Source organism: Rhizobacter sp., assembly GCF_031412495.1.
GTDB lineage: Bacteria > Pseudomonadota > Gammaproteobacteria > Burkholderiales > Burkholderiaceae_C > Schlegelella_A.
Genome location: NZ_JANODC010000251.1, coordinates 1 through 15,905, shown reverse-complemented (window position 1 = coordinate 15,905; position 15,905 = coordinate 1). Strand labels below are relative to the sequence as shown.

Genomic DNA, 15,905 nt, shown 5'->3' with positions numbered 1-15,905 from the left:
CCGCAGCCGGCGAGCTCGCCGTCGACCCAGGCGAGCACGAGCTGGCCTGCGGGCGGCGCGTACTCGCCGGGCAGGGCGGCCACCTCGGCGTCGAAGTCCTGGAAGCAGAGGTCGACCTCGAGGCTGGCCTCGTACTCGCGGAACAAATCGGCGGCAGCCGCCATGTCGGCCGCGCTCGAGGCACTGCGAAGCTCGATCCGGGAAGAGTCTTCGGGCATGTGCGGGTCGGCGCGCAGGCGGCCGGCCTCAGCCGCCCAGGCTGACGAGCCAGGCGACGACACCGGCGCAGACCGCCGCGAGGACCAGAGCGAGCGCACGCGACGTCGCAGTGTCGATCGAAGCGGGTACATCCTCCGTCAGCAGCTTGTCGCCGTGCAGCATCGGTCCGACCAGATTCTGCCGGCGCCTGAACCAGTAGAAGGCAATCGCCCCGACGTGGAGGACGACGAAGGCGATGACGATCCACTGCCCGTAGCGCCTGTGCCAGGACGTCGCGGCCAGGCTCGTCGCGGTCGAGACGAACCGGGCCAGCGGGCCGCTGTTCGAGATCTCGTCGTCGGCGATCAGGCCCGTTCCCACCTGCGCGGCGAGCACGCCCAGCAGCGCTAACACCGACCAGGCGCCGACCGGGTTGTGGCCGACGTGATGGTGCTCGTGGGCGAGGCTTCGGCCACGCAGGTAGCGCAGGCTCGTCGCCGGCGCGTAGACGAAGGCGCGAAAGCGCGACCAGTGGCCGCCGACGAATCCCCAGAGCAGGCGGAAGGCGAGCAGCGTGACGACGACATAGCCGATCCGTAAGTGCCACACCATGGCGCTGCCGCCGATCCTGGCACTGACGACGGAGGCGATCACGCACGCCGCCAGGATCCAGTGGAACGTGCGCGTGGGCAGGTCCCAGACCCGAACCGCTTGCGGCTCGCTCATGCCGCGTGGCCCGCCCGGGAGCTTTCCCGGGCTGACGCGGTGCCGCCTGCCTGCTTACACTGCGCAGCGTTCCGGCGTCTGCCGGCGTGTTCACGCCCACCCCGATCGAACCCGGAGATCTCTATGTCCCGATCTTTCATGCCGATGCTGATGGTAGCCGCTGCCATCGCAGGCGCGGTCACTGCCCTGCCAGTGGCAGCACAGTTCGCAAAACCTGAGGACGCCATTCGCTATCGCCAATCCGGCATGACCATGATGGCCACGCACTTCGGCCGGGTGGCGGCCATGGCCAACGGGCGTGTCCCCTTCGACGCTAAAGCGATCGCCGACAACGCCGAGCTGGCGACCATCCTCTCCAAGCTGCCGTTCGCCGGATTTGTCGAAGGCAGCGAGAAGGGACAGACGAGGGCGCTGCCGAAGATCTGGACCGAGCAGGACAAGTTCCGCGCTGCCGCGGCGAAGATGCAGGAGGAGATGGTCAAGCTCAACGCAGCCGCCAAGACCGGCAACATCGACACCATCAAGGCCGCGGTGGGCCCGGTGGGCGGTTCGTGCAAGGCCTGCCACGACAGCTATCAGAAGGAGTAAGGCTACGATCGACAGGATCGCGGCCCGTGTTCCGCTCGTTTTCCTGAACCCGATGTTGCGATTCTTCCAGCGGTGCCGAGTGGCCGCGATGCTGGCCGCGCTGGCCGGCCTCGTGGGAGCCGCGCCCGCGGCTCGTGCCCAGAGCGAGGCTCAGCCCGGCACCTTCAGCACGCCCGGCTACCCCGACCGGATGCCTGCCACCGGCACCGTGCCCGGTGGCGCGCAGGCACCGGGCACGTCCCCTTCGGTGCGCACGCCGAACGGTTTCGAGCGTTCGCCCGGAACCGACGCGCGGAGCGGCCCCGGCCCACGCGGCAGCGCCGCGCCGACTTCCGACCGCCGCCTCGGCCCCGACGGCCTGGCCATGCGTCCCGAGCCGCCGAAGCCGAACGAGTTCCAGCGCTTCGTCGAAGGCGCGACCGGGCGCATGCTGCCGATCTTCGGCGCGCCCTTCTTCGCCGATGCGGCCGACACCTTCCAGTCGCTCGACAACGTGCCGGTCTCGGCCGACTACACGCTCGGCCCCGGCGACGAGATCGTCCTGCGCGCGTGGGGCGCGATCGACGTCGACTACCGCAGCACCGTCGACCGCAACGGCATGCTCAACCTGCCCAAGGTCGGCAGCTTCAACGTCGCCGGCGTCAAGGCCGCCGATCTCGAGCGCAACCTGCGCGCGCAGATCGGCCGGCTCTACACGAACTTCGACCTGAGCGTCTCGCTCGGTCAGCTGCGCGGCCTGCGCGTCTTCGTCGTCGGCCCGGCACACCGCCCCGGCGTGATCACCCTGTCCAGCCAGGCGACGCTGCTCTCGGCCGTCGTCGCCGCCGGCGGCCCGGCACCGAGCGGGTCGATGCGCAGGATCCTGCTGCGCCGCGACGGCCGCGTCATCTCCGAGCTCGACGTCTACGAGTTCCTGGTCCAGGGCGACAAGTCCCGCGACGTGCAGCTCGCCGCCGGCGACGTCGTCGTCTTCCAGCCGGCCGGGCCGCGGGTGGCCCTCACCGGCTCCATCGACACCCCGGCGATCTACGAGCTGAAGGCGGCGCAGGAGCGGCTGAGCGAGGTGCTGCGCTACGCCGGCGGCGCGCCCGTGCTCGCCAATCCGAACCGGGTCCAGCTCGAGCGCATCGACCCGGCGCAGCCGCTCGCCGCCCGCTTCGTCGAGAGCTTCCGCCTCGACACCGCCGGCCTGCAGAAGACGCTGCGCGACGGCGACGTGCTGAGCCTGCTCGCGATCTCGCCGCAGTTCGCCAACGCGGTGACGCTGCGCGGCCACGTCGCCCAGCCGCTGCGCTACCCGTTCACCGAGGGCATGCGCATCCGCGACCTGATCCCCGACCGCGACGCGCTCATCACGCCCGACTTCTACCGGCGCAAGAACCTGCTCGTGCAGGTGATCGAGGACGAGGAGGACGACCGCCGGCCGAGCGCCAATCAAGAACGCGGTTTCGAACGGCCGCGTCCGGGCCTCGCCGAGCGCGAGGACAACCTCCGCGACGGCTCGGCCGGCACCTCCCGACAAGCGCGCCAGCCACGCCAGCAGTTGCCGAGTGACGAGCGGCGCGAGTTCCGCTCCGACATGGAATCTGCGCCGGGCATCCCGCGCAGCGGCGCCGAGCGCCGCTCGCGCGAGGCCGACCGCGCCGCCGTGGCCCGTTCCCGGCGCACGCCGGCGGCCCTGTTCGACGAGCTGAACTGGGACTACGCCACCATCGAGCGGCTCAACCCCGACCTGAGCACCCAGGTGATCCCGTTCCATCTCGGCCGCGCGGTGCTGCAAGGCGATCCGGCGAACAACATCGCCCTGGCTCCCGGCGACGTCGTCACCGTGTACAGCCAGAAGGACGTGCGCGGGCCGGTCTCGCGGCAGACCCGGCTCGTCTCGCTGGAGGGCGAGATCAACGCCCCCGGCATCTACCAGCTGCAGGCCGGCGAGACCCTGCGCGGGCTGATCGCCCGGGCCGGCGGTTTCACCGGGCAGGCCTACGTCTACGGACTCGAATTCACACGCGAGGAGACGCGGACGCGCCAGCGCGAGAACCTGGCTGCGGCGATCGCCCGGTTAGAGGCTCTCTCAGCGGTGCAGGCCGCGCGCGACGCCGCCAACCGGCGTGATGACGCGGCGGGCGCGAGCACATCGGCTGCGGTCAGCACGACGGCGACGCAGGCGCAGCTCGTCCGGCTGTCGCGCATCGAACCGAACGGACGCATTGCCCTCGAGCTCGAGCCGGGCGACGTGACGCTTGCATCGCTGCCCGACGTGCCGCTCGAGAACGGCGATCGCATCAGCGTGCCGCCGCGGCCCGGCTTCGTCACGGTCGCGGGCGCCGTCGTCAACAGCAACGCCTTCGTCTGGAAGTCCGGTCGCACCGCCGGCGACTACCTGCGCCTGGCCGGCGCCGACGAGGCCGCCGACACGTCCAACATGTTCATCCTGCGCGCCGACGGCACCGTCAACAGCGCCGCCGACCGGCGCGGCTTCTTTGGCCGCGGCGGCCTCGAGTCGCAGGTGCTGCAACCGGGCGACGCGCTCATCGTCCCGAACCAGCTGGACTTCGAGACCTGGGGCCGCGCCCTGGTCCGCAACCTCAAGGACTTCGCGCAGATCTTCTCCGGCTTCGGCATCGGCATCGCGGCCATCAACTCGATCCGCAACTGATCGGTCGCACGATGCTCAGCGCCGATTCCACGACGCCGCTCTCGGCGGCACAGCCGCCTTACGACGGCGACGACGAGGGCCCCGCGATCGGCCTCGCCGACGTGCTCACCTGGCTCGGCGAAAGCAAGCTGCTCATCGCCGGCACCACGGTCGTTGCGGCGGTCGTCGCGCTCGTGGTGGCCCTGCTGCTGCCGCCCGTCTACACCGCCCGCACGACGTTGTTGGCACCGAACTCGCAGCAGCAGAGCGGCTCGGCCGCGGCGCTCGCAGCGCTCGGCTCGCTCGGCTCGCTCGGCGGCCTCGGCGGCAGCTTGACGGCCAAGTCCCCGGACGAGCTCTACGTGGCGCTCCTGAAGAGCGACAGCGTGCAGCGCGGTCTCGCCGAACGCTTCAAGCTGCAGGAGCACTACGAGGTCGAGTCCTACGAAGCGCTGCGGAAGCTCCTGCCGTCGTACATCCGCATCGCCTCCGACAAGAAGAGCGGCGTCATCAGCGTCGAGGTCGACGACAAGGACCCGCGCTTCGCCGCCGATCTCGCCAACGCGCACGAGACCGAGGTGACCAAGCTGCTCGGCCGGCTCGCCGTCTCCGAGGCGCAGCTGCGCCGCGCCTTCTTCGAGAAGCAGCTCCAGGACACCAAGGAAAACCTGATCCGCGCCGAGCAGGGCCTGCGAACGGTGCAGGAGAAATCGGGGGTGATCGTGCTGGACAAGCAGGCGGAAGCCCTGATCACCGGCGCGGCAGTGGTGCGGGCGCAGATCTCGGAGCGCGAGGTGCAGCTGAAGGTGCTCCGGGGCTCGGCAACCTCGCAGAATCCCGACGTGATCCGGCTGAACTCGGAACTGCGTGCCCTGCGCAGCGAGCTACCCGCATGGAGTCGGCGCAAGGCGGCGCCAACGGCAGCGCCGTCGACATGCCGGTCGGCAGGATCCCGGAAGCCGCGATCGAGTACGTGCGCGCGCGACGGGAGCTGAAGATCCAGGAAACCTTGCTCGAAAGCATGATCCGCCAGTACGAGATCGCCAAGCTCGACGAAGCCAAGGAAGGGCCGGCGCTGCAGCAGGTCGACGTCGCCTTGCCGCCGGACTGGAAGTCGAAGCCGTCGCGCGCGCTGATCGTGCTGGCGAGCGCCCTGCTCGCCTTCCTGCTGGTCTCGATGTGGGTGGTCGTGCGCCGCTACCTGGCGCTGGTCCGGGCCACCGATCCGCAGAGCGCGGCGGCCTGGAGCGGGATGGCGAAGGCCTGGAGCCTGCGACGACGTTGAAGCCTCGGTGCGCTCCCGGCGGCTCAGAGTTCCACGTCGCCGCGCACGCAAGAGACCGTCTGCCCGCCGACCCAGAGCTCGTCACCTTCCCGCGCGATGTGGACGCGGCCGGCACGGCCGAGACGGGTGCCCTGGCTGGCGATGTAGCGCTCCGGCGCGCGGCCCGAGCCGATCAGCCACTGCGCGAGGCCGGCGTTGAGGCTGCCCGTGACCGGGTCCTCGTACAGGTTCGGGTGGCTGACGAAGCCCCGCACCTCGAACGCCGTCGCGCTGCCGGCCGGGTGCGGACCGATGAGGCCGACCTCGGGAAAGCGCTTCATCCGAGCCGCGTCGGGCGCGATGGACAACACTGTCTCGGCCGAGTCGAGCAGCAGCCCGAGCCAGCGCGGGCCGTTCTTCAGCCATTGCGCGTCGACGAGCTTGCCGGTGGAGACGCCGAGCGCCTCGATGACGCCGGCGCGATCGGCGGCGTCGACCTCGCCGCGCTCGAGCTGCGGCGCCGCGAAGGCGGCGCGCGCGCCATCGAGACGGATCCGGACCCGCCCGACGCCGCACTCCTGCACCACCGTGCCCGCGGCCCTCGGGCGGCCGCCGCGCTCGAGCCACGCGTGGCAGCTGCCGAGCGTCGGGTGGCCGGCGAAGGGCAGCTCGCCACCGGGCGTGAAGATGCGCACCCGGTAGTCGGCCGCAGGGTCGGCGGGCGTCAGCAGGAACGTCGTCTCGCTGAGATTGGTCCAGCGCGCGAAGGCCTGCATGCGATCGCTGTCGAGCGCGTCCGCGCCGTGCACGACCGCGAGCGGGTTGCCCCGCAGCGCGGTGTCGGTGAAGACGTCGACCTGGGTGAAGGCGAAGCGGGTCATGGGGTGGACTCCTTCATGTCGCGCAAGGCGGCGCCGAGCGCGGCGACGCCGCGCTCGATCGCGGCCGGCGGGGCGGTGACGAATGACAGGCGCAAGGTGTTGCCCCGTACCGGGCCGCAGAAGAACGACGTGCCGGGAACGAAGGCGACGCCACGTTCGACGGCGCGGACGAGCAGCGCCTCGCTGTCGACGCCTGCCGGCAGCTCGACCCAAAAGAACATGCCGCCACCCGGCGTGCGCCAGCGGCACGCGGAGGCACCGCTGCGCGGCAGGTGCGCCGCGAGGGCGGCTTCCATGGCGTCGCGCTGGCGTCTGTAGCGGGCGCGGATCGCGGGCACGTGGCTGCGCAGGAAGCCGTACCGCACCACCTCGTGAACGATGCGCTGGTTGAAGCCCGGCGTGTGCAGGTCGGCGGCCTGCTTGGCCTGCACGAGCTTGTCGAAGAGCGCCGGCGGCGCGACGACGTAGCCCAGGCGCAGCCCCGGCGCGAGGACCTTCGAGAAGCTGCCCAGGTAGACCGTGCCTTGCGGCCAGTGCGAAGCCAGCGGCGGCGGCGGCGGGGTGTCGAACCAGAGGTCGCCGTACGGGTTGTCCTCGACGATGGGGACGCCCATCGCCTGCGCCGCGGCGACGATCTCGGCGCGCCGGGCCGCGCCGATCAAGCGGCCGCTCGGGTTCTGGAAGTTGGGCAGCACGTAGAAGAAGCGAGCGCCCGGGGCCGACGCGAGCAGGGCCTCGGCCGAAGGGCCTTCGTCGTCGCCGGACACGGTCACGAACTGCGGCTCGAAGGGCGCGAACGCCTGCAGGGCGCCGAGGTAGGTGGGCGACTCGACGGCGACCGCGCTGCCGGCATCGATCAGCACCTTGCCGACCAGGTCGAGCCCCTGCTGCGATCCGGTCGTGATGAGAACCTGGGCCGGATCGGCGTCGAGGCCCTGCGCGCCCAGTTCCTCGGCGACCCATTCGCGCAGCGGCCCGAAGCCTTCGCTGGCCGCGTACTGCAGGGCTTCGCGCGGCGTGTCGCGGAGCACGCGGGCGCTGGCCTCGCGCAGCATCTCGATCGGAAAGCTGTCCGGCGACGGCAGGCCGCCGGCGAGGGAGATGATCCCCGGCCGCTCGGTGAGCTTGAGGATCTCGCGGATCGCCGACGGGTTCATGGCCGCGGTGCGACGCGCGAGCTGCCAGGGCCGGCCCGCCGCAAGACGCGTCATCGCTCGCCCCCGGAGCCGGCGCGGGCCGTGGAGGCGACGGCGCCGACACGAAACGCGCGGCCAGGATCGACGGGCGCGCTCCCGCCCCTGTCCGGCGTCCCTGCCGACGTGAGGCGGCCGAGGGCGACCGTTGCGACCACCGCCAGCGCGAAGCCGACCGTCCCCGCGTCGAGCCGCTCGCCGAGCAGGGGCACGGCGAAGAGCATGGCCAGGAAAGGCTGCACCAGCTGGACCTGGCTCACCCGCATGGTGCCGCCGAGGGCCAGGCCGCGATACCAGGCGAAGAAGCCGAGCCACATCGAGAACACCGTGACGTAGGCGAAGCCGCCCCAGGCCGCAGCGTCGGCGGCGCGGTCGGGCCACACGACCAGCATGGCCGGCAGCGTCAGCGGCAAGCTGCCGACCAGCACCCAGCAGATCACCCGCTCGGCCGGCATCTGCGCCGACAGGTGCGCGCCGGCGACGTAGCCGACGGCGGCGCTGGCGACCGCGCCGAGCAGCAAGGCATCGGCGAGGACGAGCGCGCCGCTTCCCTTCCACGCAGCGAAGGCGACGACGAGCGCCGCGCCCGCGAGCGAGCAGAGCCAGAACGCGGCCGACGGGCGCTGCCGGAAGGCGATCGCCGCAGCGATCGCGGTGGCCAGGGGCAGGACGCCGGTCACGACCGCGGCGTGGACGGCATCGACGTGGCGGAGCGCGAGCGCCAGCAGGAGCGGGAAGCCGACGACGGTGCCGAGCGCGCAGACCGCGAAGGAGGCCCACTGCTCGCGGCGGGGCCGCCGCGAGCCGGTGATCGCCAGGTACGCGCAGCTGAGCAGGCCGGCCAGCGCGGCCCGGCCGAACGTGACGAACAGGGGCGGCAGCTGCGGTGCATCGGCCGCGCCCACGGCCAGGCGCGTCATCGGCACCGTCAGGGCGAAGAAGGCGACCCCGAACAGCCCCAGGGCAAGGCCGCGCGAGACGTTGCGGTCGATCGTCGAAGTTCTCTTGTGCACCGGTCCAGTGTAGGCCCGTGACCAGCACACCGCCAGTACACTAAGGCGCATGACGGAATCACCTGTACCGGTGCAGCGGCCGGCACGCCAGCGCACGGGCCAGGCCGCAGCGAAGCCTGCCGCGGGGCAGGCGCTGTCGCGCAGCGCCGACACGCCGCTGGCCGAACAGCTGACGCAGCGCTATGCCGAGCACATCCGGCAGCGCCTGCTCGCACCGGGCGCGCGCCTGCCGTCGGTGCGCGAGTGCGCACGGCGCCACGCGGTGAGTCCCTACACCGTGGTCGCTGCCTACGACCAGCTGCAGGCGCTCGGTCTGGTCGAGGCGCGGCGTCAGCGCGGCTTCTTCGTCCGGGCCAGGCCGATCTCTGGCCCTGCGACCCGAGCGACGTCCCGAAGCGGCGGCGATGCCGCGCCACGGCCGCTGCCGAACAGCGCCACGGCCCTGATCCGCGCCATGTTCCAAGGTCCCGGCGCGCAGCCTATGCCTGGGCTCGGCACCCTGCCGGCCGACTGGCTCGACGCGCCCATGCTGGCGGCGGCGATGCGTCGCGCCACCTCGACGCGGCAGGTCGCGGCCACCGCCTTGCAATACGGCGACCCGGCCGGCGAGCCGCGCCTGCGCAGGGCCCTGGCGCTCAAGCTTGCCGACCACGGCATCGCCGCGGCGCCGGAGCAGATCGTCACGACGATCGGCGCCACGCACGCACTCGACGTCGTCACGCGCAGCCTGCTGCGCAGCGGCGACAGCGTCCTCGTCGACGAGCCCGGCTGGTCGGTCGAGTACGCGCGCCTGGCCGCGCTCGGCATGCGCGTCCTGCCGGTGCCGCGCGGCGACAGCGGTCCTGACGTCGCCGCCATGCGCCGCCTGATCGAGGCGCAGAAGCCGGCCGGACGGCCGCGCCTGTACGTCACGGTCTCGGTGCTGCACAACCCGACCGGGGCATCGCTCAGCCTGCAGTCGGCGCACCGCGTGCTGCAGCTCGCCGCCGAGTACGACCTGCACATCGTCGAGGACGACACCTACGCGCACCTCGCGCCGGCGCACGCGCCCCGGCTCGCCGCCCTCGACGCGCTCGAGCGGACGATCTACGTCTCGGGTTTCTCCAAGATCCTGACCCCGAACTGGCGCGTCGGCTTTCTCGCCGCGCCCCCGGCGCTGGTCGATCGCCTCGTCGACACCAAGCTGCTGAGCACCCTGACGACCCCGGGCGCCGGCGAGCTGGCGATGGCGCACTGCCTGGAGCAGGGCTGGCTGCGCCGGCATGCCGAGCGCGTCGTCGAGCGGCTGGCGACGGCGCGCTCGCGCACGGTCCGCCTGGTCGAGGCGCACGGCTGCCGTTTCGCGGCCGAGCCGAACGGCCTGTTCGGCTGGGTCGATACCGGCGTCGACACCGAGCGCCTCGCGCATGCGCTGATCGACGACTGGCTGATCGCGCCCGGCACCCTCTTCCACGCCGAACCGCGGCCGACGACGCTGATGCGGATCAACTTCGCGACGTCGCAGGACGCCCGCTTCTGGAAAGCGCTGGCGGCGGTGCGCTCAGCAGCGCTGAAAGGCGCCCGCCCCTTCGCTGCCGCCGACGATGCGGCGCAGTGAGCCGCCGTCGAGGCGGAGGGTCCAGGCTTGCTTGCCCGGCCGCGCCGGGCGCAGCTCGGTGCCGGAGATGATGCCTTCGACGGCGGTCGAACGCCGCTCGTGCCGGAGCGTGCCGCGGTAGCGCTGGTGCGCCTGCTCGAGCGACAGCCGCGTGCCGCGCAGCGGCCCGGCACCGCACCACTCTCCCGCCACCTGCGCCGGCACGATCCAGACGTGGACACGGCTCTTCTTCTCGCGCCCGACCTGCTTGTCGGGCACGTCGAGCTCGGTCGTGCGGTCGGGCCGCCAGTCGCCCATGTCCCAGTCGTGCGAGACGATGCGCGTGCCTGGCTTGAGAGCCAGCAGCGACGGGCGCAGCTGCAGGTTGACCTCGGGCAGGAGATAGAGCGTGACGACGCTGGCCGGCGCGAGGTCGGCCGTGAACAGGTCCTGCTCGCGGAACTCGGCCCGGCTGTCGACACCGGCGCGGCGGGCGTTGTCGCGGCTCTTCTGCACCAGGTCGGGCACGATCTCGACGCCGAGGCCCCGGGCCCCGAAGAGCCGCGCCGCGGTGATGACGATGCGGCCGTCGCCCGAGCCGAGGTCGATCACGTAGTCGGAGGGCCCGACGTCGGCGCTGCGCAGCATCTCCAGCGTCACCACGTCCGGGCTGGTGATGAAGGGAACCTCTTCCTGGGCGAGCGCCGAGGCGGCCGACAGCGCCAGCGTGAACAGCGCCGACCCCGCCAGGCGGGACGTCCTCATGTCGCCGGTGCCTAGCGGGTGCCGAGCGCTTCCCAGCGCTCCAGCGCGGCGAGCAGCTCGTCGTCGATCTGCGCATGCCGGCGCTGCGCCGCCTCGGCTTGCACCGGATCCTCGGCATAGAGGCCGGCGCTCGCCAGCAGGGCCGCGAGCTCCTTCTGCTCGATCTCCAGCGCCTCGATGCGGTCGGGCAGCGCGTCGAGCTCGCGCTGTTCCTTGTAGCTGAGCTTGCGCCGGGCCGGCACTGCCTGGGTGCCGCCGGCGGCGGCAGCAGCGACGGCGGACGCCGCTGCCGTGCCGCCCGGCTTGCCGGCACCGGTCGGGCCGGCCGGCTTCGCACCCGCGGCGCGCAAGGCGTCGGCACGCTCCCGCTGGGTCCGCCAGTCCTCGTAGCCGCCTTCGTACTCGCGCCAGAGCCCCGGCTCGGCCTCGCCCTCCCAGGCGATCGTGCTGGTGACGACGTTGTCGAGGAAACGGCGGTCGTGGCTGACCAGGAAGACGGTGCCCGCGTAGCCCTGCAGCAGCTCCTCGAGCAGCTCGAGGGTGTCGATGTCGAGGTCGTTGGTCGGCTCGTCGAGGACCAGCACGTTGGCGGGCAGGGCAAGCAGGCGCGCCAGCAGGACCCGGTTGCGCTCGCCGCCGGAAAGCGTGCGCACCGGCGAGCTGGCGCGCGCCGGCGAGAACAGGAAGTCGTTCAGGTAGCTCATCACGTGCTTCCGGCCGCCGCCGGTCTCGATCCATTCGCTGCCGGGGCTGACGGCGTCGGCGAGCGTCGCGTCGAGGTCGAGCGTGCTGCGCAGCTGGTCGAAGTAGGCGACCTCGAGGCGCGTGCCGCGGCGCACCATGCCCGAGCTCGGCTGCAGCTCGCCGAGGATCAGCTTGAGCAGCGTCGTCTTGCCGGCGCCGTTCGGCCCGATCAGCCCGACCTTGTCGCCGCGCAGCAGCGTCGCCGAGAAGTTGTTCACCACCAGCCTGCCTTCATGCGCGGGCCGGCCGTCCGGGGGCGGGAAGCGGAACGAGACGTCGCGCAGCTCGGCGACGATCTTGCCGCTCGGCGCACCCGAGTCGGCCTCGAGGCGGACCCGGCCGAGCGACTCGCGCCGCGCCGTGCGCTGCGCTCGCAGCGCCTGCAGGCGCTGGACCCGGCCGACGCTGCGGGTGCGGCGCGCCTCGACGCCCTTCCTGACCCAGACCTCCTCCTGGGCCAGCAGCTTGTCCGCGCGCGCGTTGCCGAGCGCCTCGGCGGCGATCTCGTCGGCCTTGCGCGCTTCGTAAGCGGCGAAGTTGCCCGGGTAGCTGCGCAGGACGCCGCGGTCGAGCTCGACGATGCGCGTCGCGACGGCGTCGAGGAAGGCGCGGTCGTGGCTGACGACGACGACGCTGCCGGCGAAGCCGGCGAGCAGCTGCTCGAGCCAGGCGATCGAGTCGAGGTCGAGGTGGTTGGTCGGCTCGTCGAGGAGCAGCACGTCGGGCACGGCCACCAGCGCCCGTGCCAGTGCCACGCGCTTCTTCGTGCCGCCGGAGAGCTCGGCGATCGTGCGCCCGCCGTCGAGGTGCAGCTGGGCCAGGGTGGTCTCGACCCGCTGCTCCCAGTTCCAGGCGTCGAGCGCCTCGATGCGGGTCTGCAGGGCGTCGAGCCCGCAGCCCTGGTAATCACCGTCGAGGTCGGCGCCCTCCGCGTGCGCCTCGTACGCATCGCGGACGACGCGCGCCTCGGCCACGCCCTCGCCGACAGCGTCGAACACCGTGCCGGCATCGTCGAAGGCCGGCTCCTGCGGCACGTAGCGGATGCGCAGGCCTTGCGTCTGCTGCAGCAGGCCGTCGTCGAGCCTCTCGAGGCCGCCGATGACCTTCAGGAGCGACGACTTGCCGGTGCCGTTGCGCCCGATCAGGCCGATGCGCTCGCCCGCCTCCAGCGACAGCGAGGCGCCGTCGAGCAGGGCGACATGGCCGTACGCCAGGTGGGCGTCGGAAAGGGAGAGAACGGCCATGACCGGCTCGCTTCGACCGCGCCGGCCTAGGCGCCGAGGCCAGCGACGGTGCCGCCGATGCCGCCGACGGGCTCGGCCAGGGCGCGCTCGAGCGCGTCGACGAAGGTCCGGGCGACGTCGAAGCCGGTCTGCCGCGTGATCTCCTGGAACCCGGTCGGGCTGGTCACGTTGATCTCGGTGAGGCAGTCGCCGATGACGTCGAGGCCGACGAGGAGCAGGCCGCGCCGGGCCAGGATGGGGCCGATCTCCTCGGCGATCTGGCGGTCGCGGGCGCTGAGGATCTGCGCCACGCCCTTGCCGCCGACGGCCAGGTTGCCGCGGATCTCGCTGCCCTGCGGGATGCGCGCCAGCGCATGCGGGACCGGCACGCCGTCGATGACGATCACCCGCTTGTCGCCCTGCACGATGGCGTGCAGGTAGCGCTGCGCCATCACCGTCGTCGCGCCGTTGCGGTTCAGCGTCTCGGTGATGCTGCCCAGGTTCAGCCCGTCGGGGCCGACGCGGAAGATGCCCATGCCGCCCATGCCGTCGAGCGGCTTCAGGACGATGTCGCCGTGCTCGTCGTGGAAGCGCTTGATCGCGGCCTCGTCGCGGGTGACGATCGTCGGCGCGATGAACTGCGGGAACTCGAGGATGGCGAGCTTCTCGGGATGGTCGCGCAGGGCCCGCGGCTTGTTGAACACGCGCGCGCCCTCGCGCTCGGCGCGCTCGAGCAGGTGCGTGGCGTAGAAGTACTCGCCGTCGAAGGGCGGGTCCTTGCGCATCAGCACCGCGTCGGTATCGGCCAGCGCCAGCGGCGCGGCCGCCGCGGTCTCGGTGAACCAGGCCGTGCCACCGGCCTCGCTGGCGGGGTCGAGCCGGAAGCGCCGCGCCCGCGCCATGACCCGCCCGCCGCTCTCCCAGACCAGGTCGCTCGGCTCGCAGGCGAGCAGCTCGTGGCCGCGCGCGGCAGCCTCGCGCATCATCGCGAAGCTGGTGTCCTTGTGCGTCTTGAAGCTCTCGAGGGGATCGGCGACGAAGAGCAGTTGCATGGCGGTCAGGATACTCAGATCTCGACCTTCGAGCCGAGCTCGACGACCCGATTGGTGGGCAGGCGCAGGAAGTCGGCAGCGGCCGACGCATTGCGGTGCATGCCGGCGAAGAGCTTCTCGCGCCAGTCGGCCATGCCGCCGCCGAAGGTGGGAATGACGATGTCGCGCGACAGGAAGTACGAGGTGTCCATGTCGTCGACCGAGCAGCCGTGCGCGCGCAGGTTTTCGAGCCCGACGGGCACGTCGGGCTCGTCCTTGAAGCCGAAGTTGAGCGTCACCTGGAAGCAGTCGTGACCGAGCGGCTCGATCACGCTGCGCTCGGCCGGCTCGACCCAGGGCACCTCGTGGTGGCGCACCGTCACGAAGAGGTTGCGCTCGTGCAGGACCTTGTTGTGCTTGAGGTTGTGCAGCAGCGCGTTGGGCGTCAGGCCCTGGTCGACAACCAAGAACACCGCCGTGCCCGCAACGCGGGTCGGCGGACTGAGGAAGACCGACTCGAGGAAACTCTTGAGATCGATGGCGTCCTCGCGCAGGCTCGCCGACATGAGCCGCCGCCCCTGCTTCCACGTCATCATCAGCGTGAACATGAGCGCGCCGATGAGGAGCGGGAACCAGCCGCCGTCGAGGATCTTCACCAGGTTGGCGGACATCAGCGCCAGGTCGACCAGGAAGAAGAACCCCGTCGCGCCGATGACGAGGTACCACGGGTACTTCCAGGCATAACGGATGACGAAGAAGGTCATGATCGTCGTGATGAACATGTCGATCGTCACGGTGATGCCGTAGGCACCGGCCAGTCGTGTGCTCGACCCGAAGAACGTCACGGCGACGACCACACCCGCATACAGCGACCAGTTGATGAAGGGCACGTACACCTGGCCCGTTTCGCTTTCGGAGGTGTGGACGATGCGCAGGCGCGGCAGGTAGCCGAGCTGGATCACCTGCTTGGTCACCGAGAACGCAGCGGTGACAAGCGCCTGGGAGGCAATCACCGTCGCCACCGTCGCCAGGGCGATCAGCGGGTAAATGCCCCAGGACGGCGCCATCTCGTAGAACGGGTTCCGGACGGTCGCCGGATCCCTGAGGATCATCGCGCCCTGCCCGAAGTAGTTCAGGAGCAGTGCCGGCATGGCGACCACGAACCATGCAGCCCGGATCGGCCGCTTGCCGAAATGGCCGAGGTCCGCGTACAGCGCCTCGGCCCCGGTGATGCAGAGCACCACCGCGCTCAGCGCGACGAAGGCAATGCCCGGCTGCCCGACGACGAACGCGAACGCGTGATGCGGGGACACTGCGAGCAGGATCGACGGGTTCATGACGATGTGGGCCAGGCCCATCGCCGCGAGCACCACGAACCACACCATCATGATCGGGCCGAAGGCCTTGCCGACGCGCGCCGTCCCGAAGCGCTGGAACATGAAGAAGCCGGTCAGGATGACCAGGGTGACCGGCACGATGTAATCGTGCAGTCCCGGCGCGGCAATCTCGATGCCTTCCACCGCTGAGATCACCGAGATTGCCGGCGTGATGACGCCGTCGCCGAAGAAGATCGCCGTGCCGAGGATGCCGATGAAGAGCAGGCGGCGGCGCATGACCGGCCGATGCCGCACCGCCTGCGAAGCCAGCGACAGCAGCGCGACCAGGCCGCCTTCGCCGTTGTTGTCGGCGCGCAGGATGAGCACGACGTACTTGACGGAAACGACGATGGTCACCGTCCAGAAGACGAGCGACAGGATGCCGAAGATGTTGGCTTCGTTGAGCGGAACGCGGCCCTCCGCAAAGACCTGCTTGATCGCGTAGAGCGGGCTGGTGCCGATGTCGCCATAGACGATGCCGACGGCAGCGAGCGTCAGCGCGGCAAGGCTGGAGGCGGGTCGGGTCTGGGTCACACGCGGGCCCGGTGGCGCGCTGCGGCGGCCGGGCAAAGGAGGAGGGGCATTGTGCCTCGCGGCGCCACGGCCGCGGCGCCCGTAGAGGGCAGGCCGCTACTCGTAGATCTCGGCGTCCGGGTCCGTCGCCTCGAGCTCGTAGCTGGCCGCGACCA

At 71.4% G+C, this 15,905-nt stretch carries 13 protein-coding genes and 1 pseudogene; 5 read left to right on the top strand and 9 right to left on the bottom strand.

Annotated features, from left to right (window positions below; translation table 11 throughout):
• Both AC30N0_RS09685 and AC30N0_RS09680 read right to left on the bottom strand, forming a co-directional pair.
• Nucleotides 1–218, bottom strand: a pseudogene (locus AC30N0_RS09685) (GNAT family N-acetyltransferase); the annotation flags it as partial.
• Nucleotides 219–246: 28 nt separating this feature from the next.
• Nucleotides 247–924, bottom strand: a complete 678-nt coding sequence (locus tag AC30N0_RS09680; protein ID WP_489517716.1) for a cytochrome b/b6 domain-containing protein — start codon at nucleotides 922–924, stop codon at nucleotides 247–249.
• Between the two features lie 138 nt (nucleotides 925–1,062).
• On the opposite strand from AC30N0_RS09680, the gene AC30N0_RS09675 reads away from it, so the two are divergent.
• Genes AC30N0_RS09675 through AC30N0_RS09660 form a run of 4 tightly spaced genes read left to right on the top strand, consistent with a single transcriptional unit; the run spans nucleotide 1,063 to nucleotide 5,435 of the window.
• Entirely contained in the window at nucleotides 1,063–1,512 is a 450-nt protein-coding gene (locus AC30N0_RS09675; RefSeq protein WP_489517715.1) for a c-type cytochrome, read from the top strand.
• A gap of 52 nt (nucleotides 1,513–1,564) precedes the next feature.
• Nucleotides 1,565–4,171, top strand: coding sequence for a polysaccharide biosynthesis/export family protein (locus tag AC30N0_RS09670; RefSeq protein WP_489517714.1), 2,607 nt, complete (start codon nucleotides 1,565–1,567; stop codon nucleotides 4,169–4,171).
• A gap of 11 nt (nucleotides 4,172–4,182) precedes the next feature.
• Nucleotides 4,183–5,145: a Wzz/FepE/Etk N-terminal domain-containing protein gene (locus AC30N0_RS09665; protein WP_489517713.1), complete on the top strand. Its 963-nt coding sequence runs from the start codon at nucleotides 4,183–4,185 to the stop codon at nucleotides 5,143–5,145.
• Nucleotides 5,124–5,435, top strand: a complete 312-nt coding sequence (locus AC30N0_RS09660; RefSeq protein WP_489517712.1) for a hypothetical protein — start codon at nucleotides 5,124–5,126, stop codon at nucleotides 5,433–5,435. The genes AC30N0_RS09665 and AC30N0_RS09660 overlap by 22 nt, the downstream gene beginning before the upstream one ends.
• Before the next feature lie 23 nt (nucleotides 5,436–5,458).
• Here the strand turns inward: AC30N0_RS09660 and AC30N0_RS09655 are convergent, their stop codons facing one another.
• From AC30N0_RS09655 to AC30N0_RS09645, 3 genes are read right to left on the bottom strand one after another with little or no spacing between them, the layout of a single operon-like run.
• Complete coding sequence (locus tag AC30N0_RS09655; protein ID WP_489517711.1) at nucleotides 5,459–6,295, bottom strand: PhzF family phenazine biosynthesis protein; 837 nt, start codon at nucleotides 6,293–6,295, stop codon at nucleotides 5,459–5,461.
• The gene (locus AC30N0_RS09650; RefSeq protein WP_489517710.1) at nucleotides 6,292–7,506 is read right to left on the bottom strand and encodes an aminotransferase-like domain-containing protein; all 1,215 of its coding nucleotides are present in this window, start codon (nucleotides 7,504–7,506) and stop codon (nucleotides 6,292–6,294) included. Before AC30N0_RS09650 ends, AC30N0_RS09655 begins: the two co-directional genes overlap by 4 nt.
• Nucleotides 7,503–8,501, bottom strand: a complete 999-nt coding sequence (locus AC30N0_RS09645) for a DMT family transporter (protein ID WP_489517709.1) — start codon at nucleotides 8,499–8,501, stop codon at nucleotides 7,503–7,505. Before AC30N0_RS09645 ends, AC30N0_RS09650 begins: the two co-directional genes overlap by 4 nt.
• A gap of 49 nt (nucleotides 8,502–8,550) precedes the next feature.
• Between AC30N0_RS09645 and AC30N0_RS09640 the strand changes: the two genes are divergently transcribed.
• Nucleotides 8,551–10,098 carry an aminotransferase-like domain-containing protein gene (locus tag AC30N0_RS09640; RefSeq protein WP_489517708.1) on the top strand — a complete coding sequence of 516 codons (1,548 nt, stop codon included), beginning with the start codon at nucleotides 8,551–8,553 and terminating at the stop codon, nucleotides 10,096–10,098.
• On the opposite strand, the gene AC30N0_RS09635 is transcribed toward AC30N0_RS09640, so the two are convergent.
• Genes AC30N0_RS09635 through AC30N0_RS09620 form a run of 4 tightly spaced genes read right to left on the bottom strand, consistent with a single transcriptional unit; the run spans nucleotide 10,042 to nucleotide 15,750 of the window.
• Nucleotides 10,042–10,842, bottom strand: a complete 801-nt coding sequence (locus tag AC30N0_RS09635) for an SAM-dependent methyltransferase (RefSeq protein ID WP_489517707.1) — start codon at nucleotides 10,840–10,842, stop codon at nucleotides 10,042–10,044. The two genes, AC30N0_RS09640 and AC30N0_RS09635, sit on opposite strands and share 57 nt — an antisense overlap.
• An 11-nt stretch (nucleotides 10,843–10,853) precedes the next feature.
• Nucleotides 10,854–12,830 carry an ATP-binding cassette domain-containing protein gene (locus tag AC30N0_RS09630; RefSeq protein ID WP_489517706.1) on the bottom strand — a complete coding sequence of 659 codons (1,977 nt, stop codon included), beginning with the start codon at nucleotides 12,828–12,830 and terminating at the stop codon, nucleotides 10,854–10,856.
• A 26-nt stretch (nucleotides 12,831–12,856) separates the two neighbouring features.
• Nucleotides 12,857–13,861, bottom strand: coding sequence for a glutathione synthase (gshB, locus tag AC30N0_RS09625; protein WP_489517705.1), 1,005 nt, complete (start codon nucleotides 13,859–13,861; stop codon nucleotides 12,857–12,859).
• A 14-nt stretch (nucleotides 13,862–13,875) separates the two neighbouring features.
• Nucleotides 13,876–15,750: a potassium transporter Kup gene (locus AC30N0_RS09620; RefSeq protein ID WP_489517704.1), complete on the bottom strand. Its 1,875-nt coding sequence runs from the start codon at nucleotides 15,748–15,750 to the stop codon at nucleotides 13,876–13,878.
• Nucleotides 15,751–15,905: the final 155 nt, after the last annotated feature.

What these genes read in the sequence shown, in the direction of transcription:
- AC30N0_RS09680 (WP_489517716.1), bottom strand. Translation starts at nt 924, where the DNA reads ATGAGCGAGCCGCAAGCGGTTCGGGTCTGGGACCTGCCCACGCGCACG.
- AC30N0_RS09675 (WP_489517715.1), top strand. Translation starts at nt 1,063, where the DNA reads ATGCCGATGCTGATGGTAGCCGCTGCCATCGCAGGCGCGGTCACTGCC.
- AC30N0_RS09670 (WP_489517714.1), top strand. Translation starts at nt 1,565, where the DNA reads ATGTTGCGATTCTTCCAGCGGTGCCGAGTGGCCGCGATGCTGGCCGCG.
- AC30N0_RS09665 (WP_489517713.1), top strand. Translation starts at nt 4,183, where the DNA reads ATGCTCAGCGCCGATTCCACGACGCCGCTCTCGGCGGCACAGCCGCCT.
- AC30N0_RS09655 (WP_489517711.1), bottom strand. Translation starts at nt 6,295, where the DNA reads ATGACCCGCTTCGCCTTCACCCAGGTCGACGTCTTCACCGACACCGCG.
- AC30N0_RS09650 (WP_489517710.1), bottom strand. Translation starts at nt 7,506, where the DNA reads ATGACGCGTCTTGCGGCGGGCCGGCCCTGGCAGCTCGCGCGTCGCACC.
- AC30N0_RS09640 (WP_489517708.1), top strand. Translation starts at nt 8,551, where the DNA reads ATGACGGAATCACCTGTACCGGTGCAGCGGCCGGCACGCCAGCGCACG.
- AC30N0_RS09635 (WP_489517707.1), bottom strand. Translation starts at nt 10,842, where the DNA reads ATGAGGACGTCCCGCCTGGCGGGGTCGGCGCTGTTCACGCTGGCGCTG.
- AC30N0_RS09630 (WP_489517706.1), bottom strand. Translation starts at nt 12,830, where the DNA reads ATGGCCGTTCTCTCCCTTTCCGACGCCCACCTGGCGTACGGCCATGTC.
- gshB (WP_489517705.1), bottom strand. Translation starts at nt 13,861, where the DNA reads ATGCAACTGCTCTTCGTCGCCGATCCCCTCGAGAGCTTCAAGACGCAC.